Source organism: Campylobacter felis (genome assembly GCF_030250085.1).
Classification (GTDB): domain Bacteria; phylum Campylobacterota; class Campylobacteria; order Campylobacterales; family Campylobacteraceae; genus Campylobacter_D; species Campylobacter_D upsaliensis.
In genome coordinates this window covers 1-23085 of the sequence record NZ_JANURX010000004.1, presented here as the reverse complement: position 1 = coordinate 23085, position 23085 = coordinate 1, and the positions used below count along the sequence as shown (strand labels likewise).

Annotated in this window: 21 protein-coding genes, 2 tRNA genes, 1 rRNA gene and 1 other RNA gene; 19 read left to right on the top strand and 6 right to left on the bottom strand. The window is 36.7% G+C overall.

Going from position 1 to position 23085, the window contains the following annotated elements:
* The 8 genes from NYG92_RS03245 (at nt 1) to recR (ending at nt 9289) form a co-directional block, all read left to right on the top strand.
* Nucleotides 1-894: a polyprenyl synthetase family protein gene (locus tag NYG92_RS03245; RefSeq protein WP_270977085.1), complete on the top strand. Its 894-nt coding sequence runs from the start codon at nt 1-3 to the stop codon at nt 892-894.
* Complete coding sequence (gene hemA / locus NYG92_RS03240) at nt 894-2141, top strand: glutamyl-tRNA reductase (RefSeq protein WP_289233519.1); 1248 nt, start codon at nt 894-896, stop codon at nt 2139-2141. The genes NYG92_RS03245 and hemA overlap by 1 nt, the downstream gene beginning before the upstream one ends.
* Nucleotides 2131-3837, top strand: a complete 1707-nt coding sequence (locus NYG92_RS03235) for a proline--tRNA ligase (protein ID WP_270977089.1) — start codon at nt 2131-2133, stop codon at nt 3835-3837. The genes hemA and NYG92_RS03235 overlap by 11 nt, the downstream gene beginning before the upstream one ends.
* Nucleotides 3828-4211, top strand: a complete 384-nt coding sequence (locus NYG92_RS03230; RefSeq protein WP_270977117.1) for an FxsA family protein — start codon at nt 3828-3830, stop codon at nt 4209-4211. Before NYG92_RS03235 ends, NYG92_RS03230 begins: the two co-directional genes overlap by 10 nt.
* Nucleotides 4208-6673 carry a DNA methyltransferase gene (locus NYG92_RS03225; protein WP_289233518.1) on the top strand — a complete coding sequence of 822 codons (2466 nt, stop codon included), beginning with the start codon at nt 4208-4210 and terminating at the stop codon, nt 6671-6673. Before NYG92_RS03230 ends, NYG92_RS03225 begins: the two co-directional genes overlap by 4 nt.
* Before the next feature lie 135 nt (nt 6674-6808).
* Nucleotides 6809-7480: a response regulator transcription factor gene (locus tag NYG92_RS03220; protein WP_004276932.1), complete on the top strand. Its 672-nt coding sequence runs from the start codon at nt 6809-6811 to the stop codon at nt 7478-7480.
* Nucleotides 7477-8721, top strand: a complete 1245-nt coding sequence (locus NYG92_RS03215) for an ArsS family sensor histidine kinase (RefSeq protein WP_289233517.1) — start codon at nt 7477-7479, stop codon at nt 8719-8721. The genes NYG92_RS03220 and NYG92_RS03215 overlap by 4 nt, the downstream gene beginning before the upstream one ends.
* Nucleotides 8711-9289, top strand: coding sequence for a recombination mediator RecR (gene recR, locus NYG92_RS03210; protein ID WP_115635585.1), 579 nt, complete (start codon nt 8711-8713; stop codon nt 9287-9289). Before NYG92_RS03215 ends, recR begins: the two co-directional genes overlap by 11 nt.
* Here the strand turns inward: recR and yedF are convergent.
* Nucleotides 9286-9513: a sulfurtransferase-like selenium metabolism protein YedF gene (gene yedF, locus NYG92_RS03205; protein WP_199360801.1), complete on the bottom strand. Its 228-nt coding sequence runs from the start codon at nt 9511-9513 to the stop codon at nt 9286-9288. The two genes, recR and yedF, sit on opposite strands and share 4 nt — an antisense overlap.
* The gene (yedE, locus tag NYG92_RS03200; RefSeq protein ID WP_270965973.1) at nt 9513-10703 is read right to left on the bottom strand and encodes a selenium metabolism membrane protein YedE/FdhT; all 1191 of its coding nucleotides are present in this window, start codon (nt 10701-10703) and stop codon (nt 9513-9515) included. Before yedE ends, yedF begins: the two co-directional genes overlap by 1 nt.
* A gap of 119 nt (nt 10704-10822) precedes the next feature.
* Between yedE and hemC the strand changes: the two genes are divergently transcribed.
* The 6 genes from hemC to NYG92_RS03170 all read left to right on the top strand — a co-directional run bounded on the left by hemC (nt 10823) and on the right by NYG92_RS03170 (nt 16640).
* Complete coding sequence (gene hemC / locus NYG92_RS03195) at nt 10823-11749, top strand: hydroxymethylbilane synthase (protein ID WP_289233516.1); 927 nt, start codon at nt 10823-10825, stop codon at nt 11747-11749.
* Nucleotides 11746-13545, top strand: coding sequence for a menaquinone biosynthesis decarboxylase (locus tag NYG92_RS03190; protein WP_289233515.1), 1800 nt, complete (start codon nt 11746-11748; stop codon nt 13543-13545). Before hemC ends, NYG92_RS03190 begins: the two co-directional genes overlap by 4 nt.
* Before the next feature lie 150 nt (nt 13546-13695).
* Complete coding sequence (flaG, locus tag NYG92_RS03185) at nt 13696-14055, top strand: flagella length regulator FlaG (RefSeq protein WP_004276925.1); 360 nt, start codon at nt 13696-13698, stop codon at nt 14053-14055.
* A 1-nt stretch (nt 14056) separates the two neighbouring features.
* Nucleotides 14057-15994: a flagellar filament capping protein FliD gene (fliD, locus tag NYG92_RS03180; protein ID WP_289233514.1), complete on the top strand. Its 1938-nt coding sequence runs from the start codon at nt 14057-14059 to the stop codon at nt 15992-15994.
* Nucleotides 15995-16003: 9 nt separating this feature from the next.
* Nucleotides 16004-16384 (top strand): flagellar export chaperone FliS, encoded by a 381-nt coding sequence (gene fliS, locus NYG92_RS03175; RefSeq protein WP_289233583.1) that lies wholly within the window; start codon nt 16004-16006, stop codon nt 16382-16384.
* A complete protein-coding gene (locus NYG92_RS03170) occupies nt 16377-16640 on the top strand; it encodes a hypothetical protein (RefSeq protein ID WP_323818908.1) in 264 nt (87 codons plus the stop codon). Before fliS ends, NYG92_RS03170 begins: the two co-directional genes overlap by 8 nt.
* Here NYG92_RS03170 and rnpB read toward each other — a convergent pair.
* Nucleotides 16628-16946, bottom strand: an RNA gene (rnpB, locus tag NYG92_RS03165) — RNase P RNA component class A. The two genes, NYG92_RS03170 and rnpB, sit on opposite strands and share 13 nt — an antisense overlap.
* A 219-nt stretch (nt 16947-17165) precedes the next feature.
* On the opposite strand from rnpB, the gene NYG92_RS03160 reads away from it, so the two are divergent.
* The 5 genes from NYG92_RS03160 to NYG92_RS03140 are packed head-to-tail and all read left to right on the top strand — an operon-like array spanning nt 17166 to nt 22519.
* Nucleotides 17166-18140, top strand: coding sequence for a polysaccharide pyruvyl transferase family protein (locus NYG92_RS03160; protein WP_289233513.1), 975 nt, complete (start codon nt 17166-17168; stop codon nt 18138-18140).
* Nucleotides 18141-18194: 54 nt separating this feature from the next.
* Nucleotides 18195-18764, top strand: coding sequence for an elongation factor P (gene efp, locus NYG92_RS03155; protein ID WP_270977107.1), 570 nt, complete (start codon nt 18195-18197; stop codon nt 18762-18764).
* Complete coding sequence (uvrA, locus tag NYG92_RS03150; protein ID WP_270977108.1) at nt 18764-21568, top strand: excinuclease ABC subunit UvrA; 2805 nt, start codon at nt 18764-18766, stop codon at nt 21566-21568. The genes efp and uvrA overlap by 1 nt, the downstream gene beginning before the upstream one ends.
* Nucleotides 21565-22089: a PIN domain-containing protein gene (locus NYG92_RS03145; protein ID WP_289233512.1), complete on the top strand. Its 525-nt coding sequence runs from the start codon at nt 21565-21567 to the stop codon at nt 22087-22089. Before uvrA ends, NYG92_RS03145 begins: the two co-directional genes overlap by 4 nt.
* On the top strand, nt 22082-22519 hold the full coding sequence (locus NYG92_RS03140) for a YqaA family protein (protein ID WP_270977110.1): 438 nt from the start codon (nt 22082-22084) through the stop codon (nt 22517-22519). Before NYG92_RS03145 ends, NYG92_RS03140 begins: the two co-directional genes overlap by 8 nt.
* A 203-nt stretch (nt 22520-22722) precedes the next feature.
* On the opposite strand, the gene NYG92_RS03135 is transcribed toward NYG92_RS03140, so the two are convergent.
* The 3 genes from NYG92_RS03135 to NYG92_RS03125 all read right to left on the bottom strand — a co-directional run.
* Nucleotides 22723-22799, bottom strand: a tRNA-Ile gene (locus NYG92_RS03135).
* Between the two features lie 10 nt (nt 22800-22809).
* A tRNA-Ala gene (locus NYG92_RS03130) sits at nt 22810-22885 on the bottom strand.
* A gap of 113 nt (nt 22886-22998) precedes the next feature.
* Nucleotides 22999-23085: ribosomal RNA gene (locus tag NYG92_RS03125) — 16S ribosomal RNA — on the bottom strand; the annotation flags it as partial.

The window sequence follows — 23085 nt, the reverse complement described above, 5'->3', positions numbered from 1 at the left end:
GTGCAAGAAATAGACAAAATCATACAAAACTATCTTTTAGAACTTGCTTACGAGCCTATTTTAACAATGCTTGCCAAAACAAACACGGGCAAGAAACTTCGCTCAAAACTTCTTTTAAGCATAGCAGGAGAGAGTCAAAAAGCTTATATTTTATGTGCTATTATAGAGCTTATCCACTTAGCTAGTCTTCTTCACGATGATATTATCGATGAGAGCGAATTAAGGCGTGGAGCAAGGTCTATCAATGCCGAATTTGGGGCTAAAAATGCCCTAATGCTTGGCGACATTTTATATTCTAAAGCCTTTTATGAGCTTTCCAAACAAGAAGCAAAAATCTCCCAAATTCTCTCAAATGCCGTTTGCAAACTTGCCATAGGTGAGCTTATGGATGTCAATTTAAGCAAGAAATTTAATCCAGACAAGGAAGCGTATTTAACGATGATTTATCATAAAACAGCTGTTTTAATCGAAGCAAGTGCAAGATGTGGGGCTTTACTTGCAAAACTTGATGAAAATGCCTTTGCCAAGTATGGTAAAAATTTAGGACTTGCCTTTCAAATTGTTGATGATATCCTTGACATCACAGGTGATGAAGCCACACTTGGAAAGCCGGCACTAAGCGACTTTAAAGAAGGTAAAACGACACTAGCTTATATATATTTATATGAAAGCTTAAATGAAAATGATAAAGAAATATTAAAAAATTTGTTTAAAAAAGATTTAAATAAAGAAGAAAGATTATGGCTAAAGCAAAAATTTAAAGAAAAAAACATCATAGAGCAAAGCATTAAAAAGGCTAAAGAATATGGAAATTTAAGTCTTAAAGCCATAGAAAATGATAAAAATGAAAAGCTAGAAGCTATCATTAAAACCTTGATAAATAGGGATTTTTAATGCACTATTTTTGCATTAGTTTTACGCATAAAAACACGGACTTAAGCTTAAGGGAAAGACTTTCACTTAATGATGAAAAGAAAAAAAAGGAATTCTTAAAACTCGTTCTTTCTAAAGAAGACATTGTAGAAAGCCTTGTGATAAGCACTTGCAACCGCGTTGAAATTCTAGCCTTTGTGAAGGACTTAAAAGAAGTGGGCAAACACATCATCACAAGCCTTGCCCTACTTTGCGAAGTGGATAAAAATGATTTGGAAAAAAGGGCAGATTTTTTCGAAGATAGTGGGGCAATTCATCATCTTTTTTCAGTCGCTAGCTCACTTGATAGCCTTGTCATAGGCGAAACGCAAATCACAGGACAAATTAAAGAAGCTTTTCATTTTGCTAAAAATTTAAATTTTTGTGCAGAACATTTAGAATTTGCCCTATATCACGCTTTTAAATGTGCCGCTAAGGTAAGAAATCAAACTCAAATTTCTAAAAATCCCATTTCAATCGCCTCAGTTGCTGTGGCTAAGGCTAAAGAATTACTTGATTTAAGTCAAGCAAAAGCCGTTGTCATCGGTGCTGGAGAAATGGCACAACTAACTTGCAAACACCTTCTGCAAGCAGGAGCAAAGATCATCATCTTAAATCGCGATTTAAGCAAAGCTCAAAAATTAAGCGAAGAATTAGATTGCGAATTTGATAGACTTGAAAATTTAGAAAATTATCTTAACGCTTACTCACTTTTTTTCTCCGCAACCAATGCTAAAAACGCTCTTATTACAAATAATATGCTTAAAAGCGTGGAGTTTAAACGCTATTTTTTCGACATTGCCGTGCCAAGAGATATTGAATTAAGCGAAAATGATAAAATCAAAGTTTTTGCAGTCGATGACTTAGAGGAAGTGGTGCGAAAAAATTTAGCCTTAAGAGAGTGTGAAGCTAGCATAGCTTATGGCATTATAGGAGCGATGACGAGTGAATTTTTTAAAATTCTAAGTGATTTGGCACTAACGCCCACCATAAAAGCCTTAAGATTAAAAGCTAAAGCTTGTGCCAATCAACAACTTCAAATCGCCCTTTCAAAAGGCTATTTAAAAAAATCAGATGAAGAAGAAGCAAGAAAATTAATCCACCAAGTTTTCAAAGCCTTTTTGCACGAGCCAACGCTAAATTTAAGGCATTTGCAAGGTAAAAAAAGTGAAGTTCTTATCCAGTCTTTAAACTATCTTTTCAATTTAGGAGAACACAATGAAATTTAGTCAATTTTATGCCCCGACCTTTAAGGAAGCTCCAAAAGATGCGACTTTACCTAGTCATATTTTTTTAACAAGAGCAGGTTTTATCGAGCAAAATGGCAGTGGGCTTTATAATTTCTTACCGCTTGGTAAAATGGTTTATGATAAAATAGAAAGCATTATCAAGGAAGAGATGGATAAAGCAGGAGCGTTAGAAACGAGTCTTAGCTTCACTACACCAGCTTCTTTTTGGCGAGAAAGTGGGCGTTACAATGTCTTTGGAAAAGAACTTTTACGCTTTAAAGATAGAAAAGAAAATGATTTTGTTTTAGGACCTACGCACGAAGAAGCTATGCTTAATGTCGTTAAAAATAAAATCACAAGTTACAAGCAACTTCCGCTTAATTTGTATCAAGTAGGGCTTAAATTCCGTGATGAAGCTAGACCTAGATTTGGACTTTTAAGATGCCGCGAATTTGTTATGAAAGATGCGTATAGTTTCCATAAAGACGAAGAGGACTTAACGCGTGAATTTGAAAATATGCAAGGAACTTATAGCAAAATTTTAAAAAGACTTGAGCTTGATTTTAGAGTCGTTGAGGCAGATAGTGGAGCCATAGGAGGAAGTGGCAGTAAGGAATTTATGGTGCTAGCACAAAATGGCGAAGATGATATTTTGCTCTGTTCTCATTGCGATTACGCTGCAAATATAGAGGCGGCAAAAAGAGCGAAAAAAACTTGCGAGAAAGAACGCCCCGAGGCAAATTTTGCAAGTAAATTTCATACGCCAGATGTTAAGACCATTAAGGGCTTGGCAGAATTTTTTAAAATTGACTCCTTTTATACCATTAAGGCGGTGATTAAAAAAGCCCTTTATGAAGATGAGACTAGGCTTGTCGCCTTTTTTGTAAGAGGCTGTGATGATTTACAAGAAACTAAAGCACAAAATGCCTGCAAGGCTTTAGAGCTAGTCGATGCAGACGAAGAAGAGCTTAAAGAAGCTGGACTTAAGCCCGGATTTATAGGCTTTATCAATCTTAAAAATGTGGATTTTTATATTGATAATGAGCTAAAAGACGAAAAACAAATGATTATGGGAGCAAATGAGATAGATTATCATTTTGTAGGCATTGATGTGGTGAATTTAAATGAGGAGAGATTTAAAGACTTAGTGGAGGTTAAGGAGGGGGATTGTTGTGCTAAATGTGGTGCAAAACTTACAAAAAGCAAGGGTATAGAAGTAGGACATATTTTTAAACTCGGCACAAAATACTCCGCCGCGATGCAAGCAACTTTTTTAGATGAAAATGGTAAGGCAAAGCCCTTTGTTATGGGCTGCTATGGTATGGGAGTGAGTCGCTTAGTCGCTGTGGCGGTGGAAGCTAGTTTTGATGAAAGGGGTATAATTTGGCAAGAAGCTTTAAGTCCTTTTAAGCTTGTCATTATTCTTTCAAACATTAAGGACGAAAAAGCTTTAAATTTAGGCATTTCTTTATATGAAGACTTGCGAAAATTAGGCATTAATGTGCTTTTAGATGATAGAAATGAAAGATATGGTGTGAAAATGAACGATTTTGAATTAATGGGCTTTAATTATGCTCTTATCATAGGCAAAGGCTTAGAAAATAATGAGCTTGAGCTTGTCAAAAGAAAAGATTTAAATAAAATTAAGCTTAAAGCAGATACAGCTTTGATAGAGCTTAAAAAGGTATTATTATGAAACTTTCTTTAGGTGCGCCCTTTCTCATCATAGAGCTTATCGCTTGTGCGGTGTTTATCATCGCTTTTGGTTTTGGGAATTTTTTGATTTTTATGCTTTTGAGTATGATAGCTGGTGTGGTGCTTTTGGCTTTATTTTGGAAAAATATGCTAAATTTTCAAATGGGAGGCTTGAAAGATACGCTTAAGCAATTTGCCTTTGTGATTGCGGGGTTTTTGTTTTTAATCCCGGGTGTTTTAAGCTCTGTTTTTGGAATTTTAGTGCTTATTTTTGGACTTATTTTTGGGGTAAAAGCACAAACAAATTTTTACAAAAAAGAACAAAAGCATAATGAAGAAATCATCGATGTGGAAATTATAGAGGATAGAAAATGAAAGATTTAAAAGAAATTTTTGAAAAGCTGAAAAATGATGAAAAATTTAGAAGTGCTTTTAAAGAAGACTCCGTGCGTGAAGAACTTCTTAAACCCCTATTAGACAAGCTAGGCTTTGTAAATATGGGCTTAAGTGGGGGGGGGGGGGTAAGCCTCGAAGTTTTAAGAAGTCAAACTCTACAAAAGCCCACAATCACAGGCTCAAATTCTAAAACGAAAACTTATATCACACCCGATTACACCCTGTATCTTAACGGCGAAATTCACTGCGTTTTAGACGCTAAAGCACCCAATCAAAATATAGAAAAAGGGAGCAAAAACGAAGCACAGGTTTTTTACTACGCGATCAATGACGCGCTCAGGGCGCCTTTTTACGCCCTTTGTAATGGCTTGGATTTTAAGCTTTTTCAAGTTGGACATAAAAAATCCATTATGGATTGTAGCTTGGAACTTCTTTTTGACGAGGCAGAAAATCATTTTAAGACTTTAAAATACTATCTAAGCACGAGCTTAAAAGACTTCAAAATCTCTTCGCAAATCGAACAAAAAGATGATAACTGGTATCTAAATAAAACCCTGCCTAATCCTATAAACAAACCACAAAAGCAAGCAAAGGCGCGGTATTTTGGCTGTGTGGCGTATTTCACAAGGCAAAGCTGGGATGTGGTGAAAAATAATATTGAGCATTTTACCTTTAAAGGCGATGTGGTTTTAGACCCCTTTGGAGGTAGTGGGGTGAGTGCTATTGAAGCTTTGATGAGTGGCAGACAAGGAATTCACACAGACTTAAATCCTCTTTCTATCTTTATGACAAAAGCCTTGTGTGCTAAGATTAGCTTGGCTGAATTTTCTATGCTCGTTAAAGAAATTTTAGAAGAATTCGAGCTACTTCGTCCTAAAAATAAAAAAGAGACAGAAGAATTTTTGAAGAAAGCTAAATACTACCCAAATGCTATAAGCGAGGACTTTGGCGAGGTGGCAAGTGCGGCTTTACAAAAAACCTTATGGATACCTAAAGATGAGCTTTTAGCTAAGGGTAGTGATGTAGAGAGCGTTTTAAAGCTTTTTAGCCCTTTGCAATTAGCTGAGCTTGCCCTACTTAGAAAGCTCATCTTTAAACACACAAGCAAAACAAAAGATAAGCAATTTTGGGAAAAAAGGAAAAATTTAAGACTTGCTTTAATGTTGGCTTTTTACAATACTTTAAGCTTGATTAATTTGACTTATCACGAAACTAAATCACGCAAGGGAGCGGCAGGTAATTATTTTGCTTTTTACTATCGTTACCGCTTAGCTCCTCAACCGACCTTTTTAAATGTCGCCGAAATTTTTAAAAATAAAGTAAAAAGGGTAGAAAAGGGCAAAAGGGAGCTTGAAAACTCTCCATTTTATGAGGCGTATCTAAGTCCTCTAAGTGGAGTGATAAAGGATTTTAAAAGTCCGCTTTTAAAAAAAAGAAATGAGGATTTAAATCAAACAAATTCCCTCTTAGAACACTTCAATGGAGATAAAATCTTCCAAGCTGACGCGACAAATTTGAAAGAGCTAGAAAATAAAAGTGTGGATTTCATCTACACAGATCCTCCTTATGGGGCGAAAATTCCCTATTTAGACCTTAGTGTGATGTGGAATGCGTGGCTTGATTTAGAGGTCGATTTAAGCACGAGAAAAAAAGAGTGTATAGAGAAGGGAAGCTTAGATAAGGGTAGAGAAGAGTATAAAAACCTTATGATAGCAAGTCTTAAAGAAATGTATAGGGTGCTAAAATTTAATAGATGGCTAGCCTTTGTCTTTCAGCATCAAGACTTGCAGCTTTGGCAAATTTTAGTCGAAGAAGCACAAAAGCTAGGCTTTGAGTATGTGGGAAGCGTGAGGCAGAGTAACGGCCAAACGAGCTTTAAAAAAAGGCAATATTCTTTCACCGTATTAAGCGGACAACTTATAATGTATTTTAGAAAGGTCAAAAATCCTAAAAGTGCAGCACAAGAAGCCCTAGACGAGGATATTTTAATTGCGATTTTAAAGCATATTGAAAAGACGATTATTGAGCATCACGGGGCGGATTTGGAGATGATTTATGGGGAGATTAATATTGAGGCTTTAGAAAAAGGCTTTTTGCATCAACTCGCTAAAGAATATGCTGATTTAACTCCTATCATCAATGAAAATTTCGATTATGACGAAAAAAGTGGAAAATATCACATTAAAAAAAATCAAAAACTAAAAAATCATAGCATAAAACCAGAAAAAAGGGGATATTATTTTATACTTTCTTATCTAAGAGCTGCTAAAAGGCAAAATAAAAGCGTGAGCTTTGATGATATATGCCTTGAGTGCATACCGCTTATGCAAAATGGTGTAACGCCAAGTAAAGATAAGATAAGAGATATTTTAGAAAAAATAGCCATCAAGTATGATGATGATAAATGGGTATTAGGAGATGAAAACGCCACTTTATTTTAACCATAAGACCTTATTAAAGGCGTTTTGTTTCATAAATAAATGTCTTAACTAAAAATTAATAAAATATTTATATCTTAGTAACAAATTTGCATTATAATGAAAGAAAAAATAAACCTTTATTAAAGAAAGGCAAAGATGATGAAAGTTTTAATGATAGAAGATGATGCAGATTTTGCGCAACTGCTTTCTGAATATTTAGTGCAATTTAATATTAACATCACAAATTACGAATCTCCTAAAAACGCCCTAAATGATGGACTTGATGGGTATGATTGTCTTATTTTGGACCTCACTTTACCGGGCATTGATGGGCTTGAGGTGTGTAAAGAGATAAGAGCAAAAAGCCATATCCCCATTATCATTTCTTCTGCTAGAGGCGATTTAAGTGATAAGGTTATGGGGCTTCAAATCGGTGCTGATGATTATTTGCCAAAACCTTATGATCCTAAAGAGATGTATGCGAGAATCATAAGCCTAGTTCGCCGCAGCAAAAGGATAGAAGAAAACACCAAAGAAAGCGTTAATTCGGACTTTAAAGTCGATAAAAGACGCCACGAAATTTCTTGTAATGGTCGCCCACTTACCCTCACTCCAGCCGAGTATGAAATTTTAGAATACCTCATCTCTCAACACGGACTTTCTATTTCAAGAGAGCAGTTAGTAAGCCACTGCAAAAGCTTAAGAGATAGGGACTCCAAAAGCCTTGATGTGATTATAGGTCGTTTAAGAACTAAAATAGGTGATAATTCAAGAGCGCCTAAATATATCTTTTCTGTTAGAGGTATAGGATATAAACTCGTAGGATGATACAAACTTACACGATACGCTCTAAGCTTATAATCCTCTTCACTCTTACTTTCGCTATCGTTTGCGTTCTTTTTGTCGTGCTTTTGCAGATAGAAGGAAATGCTTATAATGAAAAGGTCAATGTCAAACAAGCAGATCTTATCAAATTTCTAGTCGCTAGCAAAAAAAGAAGTTATTTAAACAATGATCTTAAAAAAGACCTTGAAAATATGGGCTTTAAAGAGCTAGAGCCAAATTCTCTCACGCAAACCATACATAAAAAAGCCGAAAAGCTTTTCGAAGCTAAGGAACGCGACTGCTCTTTTTCCTCCTTACTTTATCATCATAATATTTATCTTAGCATTAACTGCGAACATTTTAATGGAATTTTCAAGCAAAAAGACAATGATAGAATTTATGGACTTTTGTTTGCTAGCTTTTTCTTTTTTGCCTTTTTGTTTATTTTTATGTATTTTTCTGTATTAAATTCCCTAAAACCTTTCAAAAAACTTAAAAATGAAATTATTAAAATTAATAGCAACGAAACGCCCAACTTTAAAGGCTACTCCAAAGATGAAATAGGTATGATCGCCTTAGAATTTGACAAGGCTTATCGCAAAAATCAAGATCTTATCCACTCAAGGCAGCTTTTCTTAAGGACCATTATGCACGAGCTTAAAACGCCTATTGGTAAGGGCAGAATTATCGCTGAAATGATCAAAGATGAAAAGCAAAAAATTCGCCTTATAGAAATTTTTGAAAGAATGAATAACCTCATCAACGAATTTGCCAAAATAGAAAATCTTTTTTCAAAAAATTACAATCTTATTCTTGAAAATCACCATTTTAGCACCTTTTTAAATGAAGCGAAAAATTCTCTTTTAAGAGATGATTTTGACAAAGTAATTAAAATTAATTTACATAATGACCCTATTATTAACGCTGATAGAGAAATTTTTTCTCTCATTATTAAAAATCTTTTGGATAATGCCCTTAAATACTCCACAAACGGCACTTGTGAGCTGGAGTGTTTTGAGCATTATTTTGTGATTAAAAACCAAGGACAAGCCCTAGAATATCCTTTAGAATTTTACACTAAAGCCTTTACGCGCGATAAAAACACAAAAGATAAAGAAGGTATGGGACTTGGGCTTTATATTATTTATGAAGTATGTAAATTACACAATTTTGAATTAAAGTATGAATTTAAAGAACAAACACATCATTTTGAGATTTTTTTTGGAGAAAATAATGGCTTATAAGGGCTTAGAAAAATTTAACGAATTAGTTGAAAGCTTTGCCAATCTTCCCACCATAGGCAAAAAAACGGCAATTCGCCTAGCTTTATATATTTGTATGCAAAATCCTTTGGAGGGTATGAAGCTCTCTCATAATATAGAAAACGCCCTAAGATTTATCAAAAGCTGTAAGCAATGTGGGGCTTTAAGTGAAAATGAACTTTGCGAAATTTGCACAGATACTCAAAGAGATGAAAACCTCATTTGCCTTGTGGAAAACGCTAAGGATATTTTAATCCTAGAGGAAAGTGGTGGATATAATGGCTTTTACTTCGTCCTTGATGAATTAAACGAAGAAAAATTAAGCAAACTAAAAGCAATGATAGAAAAATTAAAAAGCAAAGAGCTTATTTTTGCACTAACTCACAGCGTTCATTCTGACGCAACAATCTTCTTCATAGAAGAAAATTTGAAAAATTTAGAATTAAAATTAAGTAAGATAGCGCAAGGAATTCCAAGCGGAGTGAATTTAGAAAATGTCGATTTCATTTCTCTTCACCGCGCTATGAATTTCCGCACTAAAATCCACTAAATTTTTTGGATTAAAAAACGCAAAGTTGGTCCATCTTGATCGATTTCAAGCACCTTAGAGCCTCTATTTTTCACATCATTTGGGATAGAGTGTATGCTTTGCGGACAATCACAAAGCACCTCTAAAATTTCCCCACTTTTAAGCTCATCTAAAGCATCTAAGGTCGCAATGGCAGGGTAAGGACAAGCCTCACCCTCTAAATTTAAACTATAAGCTATCTTCATCATATCCCCTTAAAAAAATTTTTCTTATAGCATAAAATCAAAACAAATACAAAAATAAAAAGTGTGAAATTAAGCCCAAAACCCGTCAAATTTCCCAAACTTAATAAATTAATCTTCACTCCGTCTTTTAAAGCACTAGGGATCAAATCATAACTCAAAGCCAAAATCATAGTCCCAGCTATATTTGCCACGCCCACAAGCATAAAATGCGTCTGTCCCTCAAAAGCCCTATAAGTCCAGCCACACTCACAACCCCCAGCAAACACTATCCCAAAGCCAAATAAAAACGCCCCCAAAGCAAGAGCAGGAGAAAGTTCTATAAGCTTCGTGCCGTGTCCTTGTAAAATAAAGGCAAAGGCGATTAAAGAAGCGATAATCATACCCATTAAAGCACCTTTTACAGCCTTATCCCTGCCAAATAAAAATAAGTCTCTAAAACAAGAAGTAAAGCAAATTTGTGCCCTTGCTATCACAAAGCCAAAACCAAAGCCAAACAAAAGTGCGAGACTTAAAAGACTTGATTTATCCTTGACATTAAGCTCACCCGCACTCAAATAACCCAAAGTAAGCACAAAAAGTATAAAAAGCACACTGCCTAATGCAAAATGCACCCTCGCTCTAGTTTTGTCAGGCTTTAAAGTGCAATTTGCCTTATCCACTTTCATTAATTTTGCCTTAGGTTTGAAAAAAGGCATATTGCAAAGCTTTACGCCTACATAAATTCCCCCGACCATAAAAAGTGTAAAAATCCAAGTATGCAAAGAAAAATAAGGAAGTCCAGTAAAAAAATTCGCCAAATTACAGCCAAAAGCAAGCCTTGCTCCAAAACCAGCCAAAGCACCGCCTACAAGGGCTTGGAAAATTCTTATTTTACTAGCTGGAAGTCGCCATTTGACTTTATTAGCCCAAAGCGCAGCGATAAAACAGCCCACAAACATACCTATAAGTATTAAGCCGTCCGTTCTTGTGAGAGGAGTGCCACTTAAATTTTGCTTTTGATAGTAAGAATAAGAGCTTAAATCCACCCCAAAAAGCTCCAAAAATTCCCCGCCCCAGCGAGTCATCTCTCCTGTTACAGCCCACACACTACCAAAAATGCCAAAATAAACAGCACTCAAAATTCCAAGTGCGACTAAGGCTTTATAATTGTCCCAAAAATTAACGAGATATTTTTGTTTGAAAGAGTGCATAAAAATCCTTTGTATTATCAAAACTTGATGATGAATTATAATAATTTTTAGCCAATAAAAGGCTTATTTGATACGCAAAATGCTATAATGCAAAATTTAAATCAATCCAAAGGGATACAATGAAAAAGCTCATCATAGCCACGAGAAAAAGCCCACTGGCTTTATGGCAAAGTGAATTTGTAGCGGATATTTTACGCAAAACACACGGCATAGAAGTGCATTTAGAGGGCTTTAGCACTAAAGGAGATATTTTACTTGATAGCCCTCTAGCTAAAATAGGCGGTAAAGGACTTTTCACAAAAGAGCTTGAAAATGCTATGCTAGAAAATAAGGCTCATTTAGCCGTGCATAGCTTAAAAGATGTGCCTAGCTTTTTACCGCAAGGCTTAGTTTTAGCCGCACTTAGCGTAAGAGAAGATGACACAGACGCGCTTTTAAGTGAGCTTTATAAAGACTTAAACGCCCTACCACAAAACGCTAAAGTCGGCACAACAAGCTTAAGGCGTAAAATGCAGCTTTTATCCTTGCGTCCTGATTTACGCATTATCAATTTAAGGGGCAATGTCAATTCTAGGCTTAAAAGACTTAAAGACGGCGAATTTGACGCTATTATTTTGGCAAGTGCAGGGGTCAAAAGACTAGGGCTTGAGAGCGAGGTCAAATTCATTTACCGCTTTAGCAAAGATGAGCTAGTCCCAGCCGCGGCGCAGGGGATTTTGGGCATTGAGGCTAGGGACGAGGGCGAAATTCTAGCCCTGCTTGAGTGTCTTAATGATGAAGAAGCTATGATTGAGAGTATGATAGAGCGGGAATTTGTGCGTGTTTTAGAGGGGGGGTGTCAGGCGCCCATCGGCATCAATGCCGAATTTTCAGGAGGGCAAATCACCGTGCGAGCCGTACTTGGACTGCCCGATGGGAGCGAAATTTTACGCGAGAAAAAAGTGCTATCAAAAAGCGAGGTGGTGGGCTTTGGGGCGAAATTAGCCGATGAATTTTTAGAGCAGGGCGCGCGGGAGCTTTTAAAAAGAGCGGAGGCTATGCTATGAGACGCTTTATAGAACTTTTAAAGCAAAATGAGCTTTTAAAAATCATCGATGAACCTTTAGATGTAGAGCTTGAAATCCCCCATATCGCTTATATCGAGGCGAAAAAATTTGAAGAGGGAAAGGCGTTGCTTTTCACCCAGCCCATAAGGGAGAAAAAGGCTTATAAATACCCTGTTTTAATGAATACTTTTTGTAATCAAAAGGCTTTAAATTTAGCTCTAACGCGTGATTATGAAGAAGTAGCAAACGAAATTTCAAAGCTTACCAAGCTTCACATCCCCACGACTTTGAGGGCGAAATTGGACTTTTTCAGCCAAATTTCAAGGCTGCGTTTTGCCCCGCCGCGCCGCCTTGCTAAAACAAAGGCACTTTATGCGCACAAGATTCTCAAAAGCCTCAAGGAACTTCCTATTTTAAAGACTTGGGAGCAGGACGCGGCGCCCTTCATCACGATGGGGCAGGTTTATACAAAAAGCCTTGATGGGACGCAGAATAATCTTGGTATGTATCGTTTGCAGGTGAGCGGGGAAAATGAGCTTTTGATGCACTGGCAAATTCACAAGGACGGGGCGCATTTTTACCACGAGTATAAAAGGGCTGGGCGCTCTAGGATGCCTGTGAGCGTGGCGATAGGCGGCGATCCGCTTTACATTTGGTGCGCGCAGGCGCCGCTTCCTAAGGGCATATTTGAGCTTTTACTTTATGGCTTTATCAAAAGGCAAAACGCAAGGCTTACGCCGTGTGAAAATGGGATTTTCGTGCCTTATGATAGCGATTTTGTGATTGAGGGCTGGGTGGATTTAGAAAATTTTAAGCTTGAGGGTCCTTTTGGTGACCACACGGGCTTTTATACCCCGCCTGAGCTTTTTCCTGTGATGAGGGTGGAGAAAATTTATGCAAAAAAAGACGCCGTCTATCAAGCCACGGTGGTGGGAAAGCCCCCGCTTGAGGATAGGGTGATGGCTTTGGGGACGGAGAGGATATTTTTACCCCTTTTACAAACAACCGTGCCTGATTTGCTTGATTATAAAATGCCTGAAAATGGCGTTTTTCATAATCTTATCTTGGCAAAAATTAACACACATTATCCCGCCCACGCGCAGCAAATTGCTCACGCGCTTTGGGGCGTGGGGCAGATGAGTTTTGTTAAACACGCCCTTTTTGTGGATAAAGATGCGCCGAATTTAGAGGATTATGAAAGCTTAATCCCCTATATTTTAAACCGCTTTGATGTGGAGAAAATTTATATCTCTCAAGGCATTTGCGACCAGCTTGACCACGCCTCACCCAATGCTTGTTTTGGCGGTAAGGCAGCCCTTGATGCAACTTGTAATTTTAATGCTAAAGAGCTTGAAATTTTAAGCGATGAAATGCTTAAAAGTCTTTTTGAAAAAGAGCTTGAAATTCACGCCTTAAAGCAGTTTTATACAGAGTGTAAAAGCCCTATTGTGTGTATTTTATACGATAAAAAAGAAAGCGTTAAAGCAAGCTTTGAAAAGCTTTTAAAATACAAAAAGCATTTTAGAATTCTCATCTTTTTAGATAGAGAAAATCACCTAGAAAACCCCTATATGCTAGTGTGGCGTGTGGTTAATAATCTAGACGCACAAAGAGACATTTTTATCAAAAATGATTGCATAGCCTTAAACGCCACAGCGAAAAATGAATTTGAAAATTATCAAAGAGAGTGGCCAAAGCAGACAGACTGCTCCAAAAAAGTAGTGGAAAATCTCATCTTGCGTAATATTATTGAAGAAGACACAAAGCTTTTTAAACAATTTGAAATTTTTGACTAAATTTAGCCAAACCCTCCTCTTAAATTCAATTTGGCACATTTTTTGCTTATGACTTTGTAGAGAAAATTTTTAAATTTTTGCATTTTTAGCTATTTAGAAAATTTTCATTTAGTCGATATAAGAAGTAGAAATTTTAAAAAGGACTTTAAAATGGAAATATCGAAGGCAATAACTAGGCAGCAAATGGACTTAACCGCAAAAAGTCAAAGTCTAAACACTGCTGATAACTCTAAAATAGTAGAGACAAGCAAGACAAACGCAGAGGCTACGCAAGGAAAGCAAAGCTTTGCAGAGCAGTTAAAAGAAGTCGCACAAAAGCTTAACGACCAAGCGGAGTCTTTAAACACAAATGTGCGTTTTGGCTATAACGATAAGATAAATTCGATGTATCTTAGCGTGACGGAAAAAAGCACGGGCAAAGAGATACGCCAAATTCCAAGCGAAGAGGCGATGCGACTGAGTGAGCACTTTAGAGAAGTGATAGGAATGATATTCGATAAGGAGAGTTAAAATGGCATTAGGAACTTTATCAAGCTTAGGCTTTGCTTCTGGGGTTTTAACCCAAGAGACCATTGACAAATTAAAAAAAGCAGAAGAAAAAGCACGAATAGACCCTTACACTAAGGATATAGAGGAAAATACGGCTAAGCAAAAAGACTTAACCGAGATAAAAACCAAGCTTTTGAGCTTTCAAACGGCTGTGTCTTCGCTAGGAGATGCCACAGCTTTTGCGGCGAGGAAGGTTAGCTCTAGCATCAAGGATAACCCAGCAGCCGAGCTTACTGCGGATGCGGGTGTGGCTTTACAAAGTATGAAGGTTGATGTCAAAAAGTTAGCCGAAAAAGATGTGTATCAAAGTAATGCTTTAAGTAACGACACAGGCTTTATCAATGCAAGCTTAACAAAAGAAACAAAAATCACCTTTTTCCAAAATGAAAAAGCCTACACAGTAACCATTGATAAAAACACGACTTATAAGGATTTAGCGGAGAAGATTAACACCGCAAGCGATGGTAACATAGTCGCTAAAATCATCAACACAGGCGAAAAGCCCGATGGCTACCGCCTTACTCTTACGAGTAAAGAAACAGGCGAGGACAATGCCATAAGCTTTTATCCGGGTGCTAAGGTGGAGGTAACTGACCCACAAACAGGAAAAAAAGAATGGAAGTATCAAGAAAGCAATGAAGCTGAGGATATTTTCAAAAATCTAGGCTGGGAGCTTAATACTAGCACTCCTTTAAAGCCTGAAGATGTGGAGAAAAATAAAAAGGGTTACGGTGTAAAAGACCAGACAAATCACCTTAAAACCGCCGGCGATGCGGAATTTACCCTTGATGGGGTAAAGATGATACGCCCTAGCAATACCATCACCGATATAGGCGTGGGGCTTAAGCTCACGCTTAATAAAGTAGGCGAGGTAAATTTTGAAGTGCAGCAGGATACCGAAGCAGTAAGTAAGGCTATGGAGGACTTAGTCAATGCCTACAATGACCTCGTGGCTAATCTCAATGTCGCAACCGACTATAATAAAGAAACAAAAGCCGCAGGGGTGCTAAATGGTATCAGTGAGGTAACAAGCATACGCTCAAGCATCACTTCAGTGCTTTTTGACTCTGTGCCTGTGGAGGGCGTGGTAAAAGATGCAAATGGAAATGATGTGAAAACCACAGTAATGCTTTCTATGCAAGACTTTGGGCTTAAGGTAAGCAAAGATGGGAATTTAAGCTTTGTAAAGAGTGATTTTGAGAAAAAGATGAAAGAGGATATTTCTTTTGCCGAAAGCTTTTTCGCAGGGGTAACTAAATATAAAGATATCAACCACTCAAGCAATTTTGTAGAAAATGGAAAAGGTCCTAATCAAGATATGGAATTTAAAAAAGGCGATTTTAAAATCATCTTTAATCACGAAACTTATGATTTATCTAAGGGTAAAGACGGAAAGCCTTTCAAGCTAACAGATAAAGATGAGCAAGAAAGAATGCAAAATTTGGTAAGCCATATTAATTCTTTCAACATAGACGGCTTAACCGTGAAGCTTGAAGAAGCTAATGAAGGTGGTAAAAAAGGCTATAAAATCAAATTCCACAGCGAAAATGGCTCGGACTTTGGCATAGAGGGAAAAGAAGAAGTGCTTAAGAAATTTGGCCTTTCTAGGACGAATATCGCTGCTCAGCCTATCGAGGGGAAAGGAATTTTTGCTAAGCTTAAAAATACGCTTAAAAATATGACGGGCAAAAACGGCTCACTAACTAAATACGATGAGGGACTTACCAAGGATACTAAAAAACTCAACGAGTCTAAAGAATCAACCCAAGATATGATAAACAAGAGATATGAAACAATGCAAAATCAGTTTTTGCAGTATGAGGTCATCTTAAATAGACTCGATACGCAGCTTAAAACCATAACTAATATGATTAACGCTGCGAATCAGTCTAATAGCTAAGGATAGATGATGGAAAATAATCTAGCTTATAGCGTTTATTCGCAGTCGCAAGTGGGGATAGAATCCCCACAAAGACTTGTTGAAATGCTTTATGAGGGAATTTTACGCTTTTGTGCGAGGGCAAAACACGCTATAAGAAATGAGGACATCGAACAAAGGGTGTATTTTATCAAACGCGTAACGGCGATTTTTATAGAGCTGACAAATAATTTAGACTATGAAAAAGGAGGCGAGGTCGCCTTTTACCTAGCAGGACTTTACACAAGGGAAATTCAGCTTTTATCCTTAGCAAATTTAAAAAATAGTGAAGAAAAAATCGATGAAGTCATTAATGTAACTAAAGGACTCTTAGAGGCTTGGAGAGAAGTGCATAGCAATGAAAATCAATGAGTGGATTAAAGAATTTAAACTCGCCCTTATAGAGGAAGATACCGACAAGATAGAGATTTTATCTTCTACGCTTGATTTAAAAGCTATGGTTGAGAATTTAGACGATGATGAAAGCTTAAAAGAAAATTTAAATGCCCTACTTTCTCAACTAGAAGCCCTCTTAAAAGAAGCAACTAAGCTCATTGGAGCTAAAAAAGACTATCAAGCCACAGAATTACAAAAATTTCAAAAGGCTCTTCATTACATCAAAGCATAGCGATAAGCCGAGTTCTGTCGTGAATGCTCATTTATCTAGTTTTGTTTTTGCAAACAAAATCAAGCGAAGGGTTAAAATAAAGACGATAACCACCCCTTCTTGCTGCACATTGGGTTTACATAGCCGACTTTGTTGCCAAAATCGCTGGTGGGCTCTTACCCCGCCGTTTCACCTTTCCCGCTTTCGCGGTAGTTTGCTTTCTGTTGCACTTTCCCTTAGGTCGCCCTAGCCATCGGTTAGATGGAATGCTTGTCTTTTGCAGCTCGGACTTTCCTCTTCTTGCGAAGCGAGCATTTACTATGCTTTGAAGTGCAAATTTTAATCAATTAATCTTAATACAAAAACAAATTTACTTTTTTTATTTTATAATTTTTAACTTTTTAAAGGAGTTTTAATGCTAAGAAAATTAAAAAATAAAAAAAGTGTTTTTTTAAAAAACTTCGTGATGCACTTGAGCTTGATAAAATTCAAAGAAATTTAGAGCTTATAGAAAGAAAGCAATTTTTACATCTTTTTACGCAAAGTATGCAAAATGCCACTAAAAAAGATTTTAAGGCAAATCATTTTGTGCTGTTTGACTACTCTCATCATACGCATTTAGGTTATCATAATTTAGGTGATTTTATCCAAACTATCGCCACAAAAGCCGCCATTAAAAAGAATTTTTCTAAAGTAGAATTTGAATACTCTAGCAGTGAAAGCCTGATGTTTAAGCAAGGTGGAGGCATAGTTATTATGCAAGGCTATTTTTCTCTTAGCAATAATTTTCTCCCGCCACCTAGCCTTTTATGCGTTTTCATCGGCACGCATTTTAACCCTAGCGCGATGAATTTTATACAATTTTTTAACGCACATTTTCCGCATTATTTCAAAAATAAAGACTTAGGATGCAGAGATAATTTTACTTTGGAATTTTGTCAAAAAATGGGCTTTAATGCCTATCTTTCAAGATGTTTAACCTTAACTTTAGATAAAAGAGAAAAAAGCGAAACGCAAAGTGTGATTTTTCTAGTCAATGTCGATGAAGATTTAATGCCTTTTATCCCTCAAAATTTACGCGAAAATGCTGAATTTATCAATCAAAAATCCATCAAAATAGAAGATGAGCCAAGCTTTAGTCAAGAGCATTTTTTTAACAAAACGCAAAATTTACTTAGACGCTATAAAAACGAAGCAAAACTCATCATCACCACAGGACTTCACATCGCATCCCCTTGCACGGCTATGGGAATTCCTGTCATTTTAATCGCACAAAATGAAGAACAACTTAACCGCTTTTCAGCCCTAAAGGGCATTATCCCCATTTATACTAAAAAAGATTTAGAGCAAAATGCGGTCGATTTTTCCCCTAAAGTGCCAAATATCGAAGATTTAAAAGAGGCTATGCTAGAAAATGTAAAACTTAGCATTGACAAAGAACGAGGCAAAGAGATAGACACGCAAAAGCTCAAAAAATTACGCGAATTTATAGCAACTTATAAAGCAAATCGCTTTCATTAAGTTTTAAAAGAATTTTGGCTAGAATACGCTTTTAATTTAACAAAAGGAAAAATTATGGCAACTTATGCAATGGGTGATTTAAAAAAGGGACTTAAGATAGAAATTGACGGCGTTCCGTTTAAGATAGTAGAGTATCAACATGTAAAACCGGGCAAGGGACCGGCTTTTGTCCGCGTGAAAATCAAGTCTTTTATAGACGGCAAGGTTTTGGAAAAAACTATCCACGCAGGAGATAAATGCGAAGCTCCAAATTTAGAACAAAAAACTATGCAGTATCTCTATGATGATGGAGAAAATTGTCAATTTATGGATACGCAAAGTTACGAGCAAGTGGCTATCAGCGATGATGATGTGGGCGAGGCTAAAAAATGGATGCTTGATGGTATGATGGTCGAAGTGCTTTTTCACAATGGCAAAGCCATAGGCGTGGAAGTGCCTCAAGTAGTTGAGCTTAAAATCATCGAAACCGCTCCAAATTTCAAAGGCGATACACAAGGCTCAAATAAAAAACCCGCCACGCTTGAAACAGGTGCTGTGGTGCAAATCCCTTTTCATGTTTTAGAGGGCGAAGTAATACGCGTGGATACTTCAAGAGGCGAGTATATAGAAAAAGCAAATAAATAATGATAAAAATCATCGGTGCAAGAGAAAATAATCTCAAAAATATCAATCTTAACCTACCTAAAAATAAACTCATCGTTTTCACAGGCTTAAGCGGTAGCGGTAAATCTACCCTTGCCTTTGGCACACTTTATGCCGAGGGGCAACGCCGCTACATTGAAAGCTTAAGTGCTTATGCAAGGCAGTTTTTAGATAAGGTAGGCAAACCAGAAGTCGATAAAATCGAGGGCTTAACCCCAGCCATAGCGATTGACCAAAAAACAACTTCTAAAAATCCACGCTCCACGGTGGGAACGATAACAGAAATTTATGATTATTTACGCTTACTTTATGCGAGGGTTGGGGTGCAGCATTGTCATCAATGTGGAGAAAAAATTTCTTCGATGAGTGCAGCGGACATTGTCAGCGAAATTTTAAAACTTCCAAAAGGTGCTAAAATCATCATCTACGCTCCGCTTGTGCGTGATAAAAAGGGAACTTATACGGATTTACTTGAAAATTTACGCAATAAAGGCTATATAAGGGCGCAAATTGACGGCGTTTTGGTGCGGCTTGATGAGGACATTGAACTAGCAAAAACTAAAAAGCACACTATAAAACTTGTTATTGATAGAATTGAAGTGCAGGAAAATCTTCTCGCTCGCCTTGCAAGTGATATAGAAAAAGGCTTAGAAGAGAGCTTTGGAGAATTAGAGCTTGAGATTATAAACGCGGAAGAGCTTGGAATTTCAAAGCATTATCATTATAGTGAGCATTGTGCGTGTTTTGCTTGTAAAATTTCTTTCACTCCGCTTGAGCCTTTAAGCTTTTCTTTTAATTCTCCAAAGGGGGCTTGTGAGGCTTGTGATGGGCTTGGAATCCACTACACCTTAGATATGAAAAAAATTATTGATGAGACTTTAAGCCTTGAAAATGGGGCAATTAAAACGATGTATGGTTTTAATAAAAGCTATTATTATAAATTTCTCATCGCTTTTTGTGAGCAAAATCAAATCCCTATCAAAATCCCTTTTAGTGAGCTTAGTGAAGAGCAAAAAAGGCTTATTTACTATGGCAATGCGAAGCAGATTGAGTTTTTTTGGAAAAGAAATCGCCTCAAACGCACTTTTGAGGGCGTAGTGAAAATCGCTTACGATATGCTTAAAGATGAAAAAGATTTAAATGACTATATGAGTGAGAAAATTTGTAAGGACTGCGGTGGGCATAGATTAAAACCTCAAAGTTTAGCCGTAAATGTAGCAGATAAGGGCTTGGGTGAAATTTTAGATATGAGTGTGGAGGACTGCACCGCATTTTTTTCTAAAGAAGCGAATTTTAGCTATTTAAACGCACAGGAAAAACTCATCGCAAAGCCGATTTTAAAGGAGATTAATGAAAGATTATTTTTCCTTTATGATGTGGGGCTTGGCTATCTTAGCTTGGGGCGTGATGCAAGGAGCATTAGCGGAGGTGAAGCACAAAGAATTCGCATCGCTTCTCAAATAGGCAGTGGCTTAAGTGGTGTGATGTATGTGCTTGATGAGCCTAGTATAGGACTTCACGAAAGAGATACGCAAAAACTCATCAAAACACTAAGAAATTTACAAGAAAAGGGTAATACTCTCATCGTAGTTGAGCACGATAAGATGACGATTGAGGAGGCAGATTTCATCGTAGATATAGGTCCTAGAGCAGGGAAGTTCGGTGGTGAGGTCGTTTTCGCTGGCACTTACAAAGAACTGCTAAAAAGCAAAAGTGAAACCGCCCTTTATATGAGTGGAAAAAAGCAAATTTCACATTCTTTAAACCGCCCTCAAAAAAAATGGATAAAACTCAAAAATGTCAGTATTAATAATATTAAAAATTTAAATGCCAACTTTCCTTTACAAAATTTAGTCGCCATTACTGGCGTTTCAGGCTCTGGCAAAAGCTCTTTAATCCTTCAAACTCTTTTACCTTTCGCACAAGAAGCCCTTAATCACGCTAAAAAAGTTAAAAAACTTGGAGGCGTTGAGATTGAGGGGCTTGAGCTTTTAGATAAGGTGATTTATCTAGACCAAAGTCCCATAGGTCGCACTCCTCGCTCAAATCCTGCTACTTATACAGGTGCAATGGATGAGATAAGAAATCTTTTTGCTGCCACAAAAGAAGCAAAGATGAGAGGCTATAAAGCGGGGCGTTTTTCCTTTAATGTCAAGGGAGGGCGTTGTGAAAAATGTAGCGGCGATGGTGAGATTAAGGTAGAAATGCACTTTTTGCCCGATGTAATGGTCGTTTGTGATACTTGCAAGGGAAAAAGATATAATGATGCTACCTTAGAGATAAAATATAAGGGCAAAAATATCAGTGAAATTTTAAATATGAGTATTTTGGAGGCAAATGAATTTTTTGCTTCTGTGCCTAAGATTAAACAAAAACTAGACACCCTTGTCAAAGTAGGACTTGACTATCTTACCCTTGGACAAAATGCTACAACTTTAAGTGGAGGCGAAGCCCAAAGAATTAAACTTGCCAAAGAATTAAGCCGCAGCGATACGGGCAAAACGCTTTACATACTCGATGAGCCGACAACAGGACTTCATTTTGATGATGTGAGTAAATTAATTAGTGTTTTGCAGCACTTAGTCGAGCTTAAAAATTCCGTCTTAGTCATCGAGCATAATTTAGATGTGATTAAAAACGCTGATTATATCATTGATATGGGACCTGAGGGTGGCGTAAAAGGCGGTAAAATCATAGCAGAGGGTAATGTCTCTACCCTAGCCAAAGCCCATAAAAAAAGCTATACGGGACATTATCTTAATTTAGAATTAAAGAATTGCAGATGAAAGCTTATTTAATAGACGCAGAAAATGTCAGTCCGCATAATTTTTTCAAAAACTACAAATTCAAAAAAGAGGAAAAAAATATTTTTTATATCGTAGGAAATTCACATCTACACTTTAATACGCGTTGTTTAAAAATCCTTAGCAAAACAAAATATGAAATTTTTACTTTCGACCATCCTAGCAAAGATTATGCGGATAAAATTATTCTTACCCTACTTGGAATTTTGGCTACAAAAAAGAAAATTACGGATATTTACATCATTAGCAATGATAAAATTTTTGAAAATCTTGAGTATATGTATGAATTTTTTGGCAAAGAAATTCACCTTATTCATATTCAAAGAGAAGAACCCTTTTTTCTCAAACACGAAAAAGACATCATTAAGCTCTTAGAAAAAGTAAATTCAAAAAGTGAATTTCACACTCTTTTGCAAAAAACATACCAAAAAACCGCTACAAACATTTATCGTTTTATCAAAACAAATCGCCCAGAACTTTTAAAAACATTAGAAAATGTTTGATTTTTTTTATAGTAATCTAAGCTATATTGGGCTTTTCATTGTATCTTTTCTCTCTTCCACACTTTTACCCTTAGCAAGCGAAGCCTTTGTGGTGGCTTTTGTTAAATTTGATTTTGACCCCACTTTAGTGCTTTTAACAGCGACTTTAGCTAATACACTAGGAAGTCTTAGCACTTACGCCTTAGCCTATTTTGGTAAAGAAAAAATCCTACAAAAATACTTTGCCTCATCTTTAAAAAAACTAGAAAACTACACTCTAAATTTTTATAAATTAGGATGGCTTTTTGCTTTTTTAAGTTTTTTACCCTTAGTAGGAGATCTTTTTGCTTTAGGACTTGGCTTTGCTAAATATCCTTTTATAAAAACAGCCTTTTTTATCGCTTTGGGTAAATTGAGTCGTTATTTTTTATTAATTTCTCTTAGCTCTTAAATGATGAAAGCTCTCAAAGGCTTACATTTATCTCAAATTTATAAAAAACACTGATAGAAAAAAATAAAGTATAAAGCAAATAATAAAACAAAGAAAAAGATTAAAAATTGTCATAAAAACATTATAACTTTAAAATATATGTTTTAGTTTGTTTTTCATAAAGCAGTTAATCTTAAATTCCTAACATCTTTATCCAAACCTCATGGTGGGCCTAACAAGACTTGAACTTGTGACCTCACCCTTATCAGGGGTGCACTCTAACCAGCTGAGCTATAGGCCCTTAAGAAGAATGGTGGAGAATAGCGGGATCGAACCGCTGACCTCCTGCGTGCAAAGCAGGCGCTCTCCCAGCTGAGCTAATTCCCCAATTAGCTTTATCATCAATCTTTAAAATCCAAACAAGGACGATTGAAAGGCAAGTTTGTGAGAAACTTGACTTTTATACTCTATCCTAACGAAAGGATAAAGTTGTACTCTAGAAAGGAGGTAATCCAACCGCAGGTTCTCCTACGGTTACCTTGTTACGACTTCACCCCAGTCGCTGATTCCACTGTGGGGGATAGCTT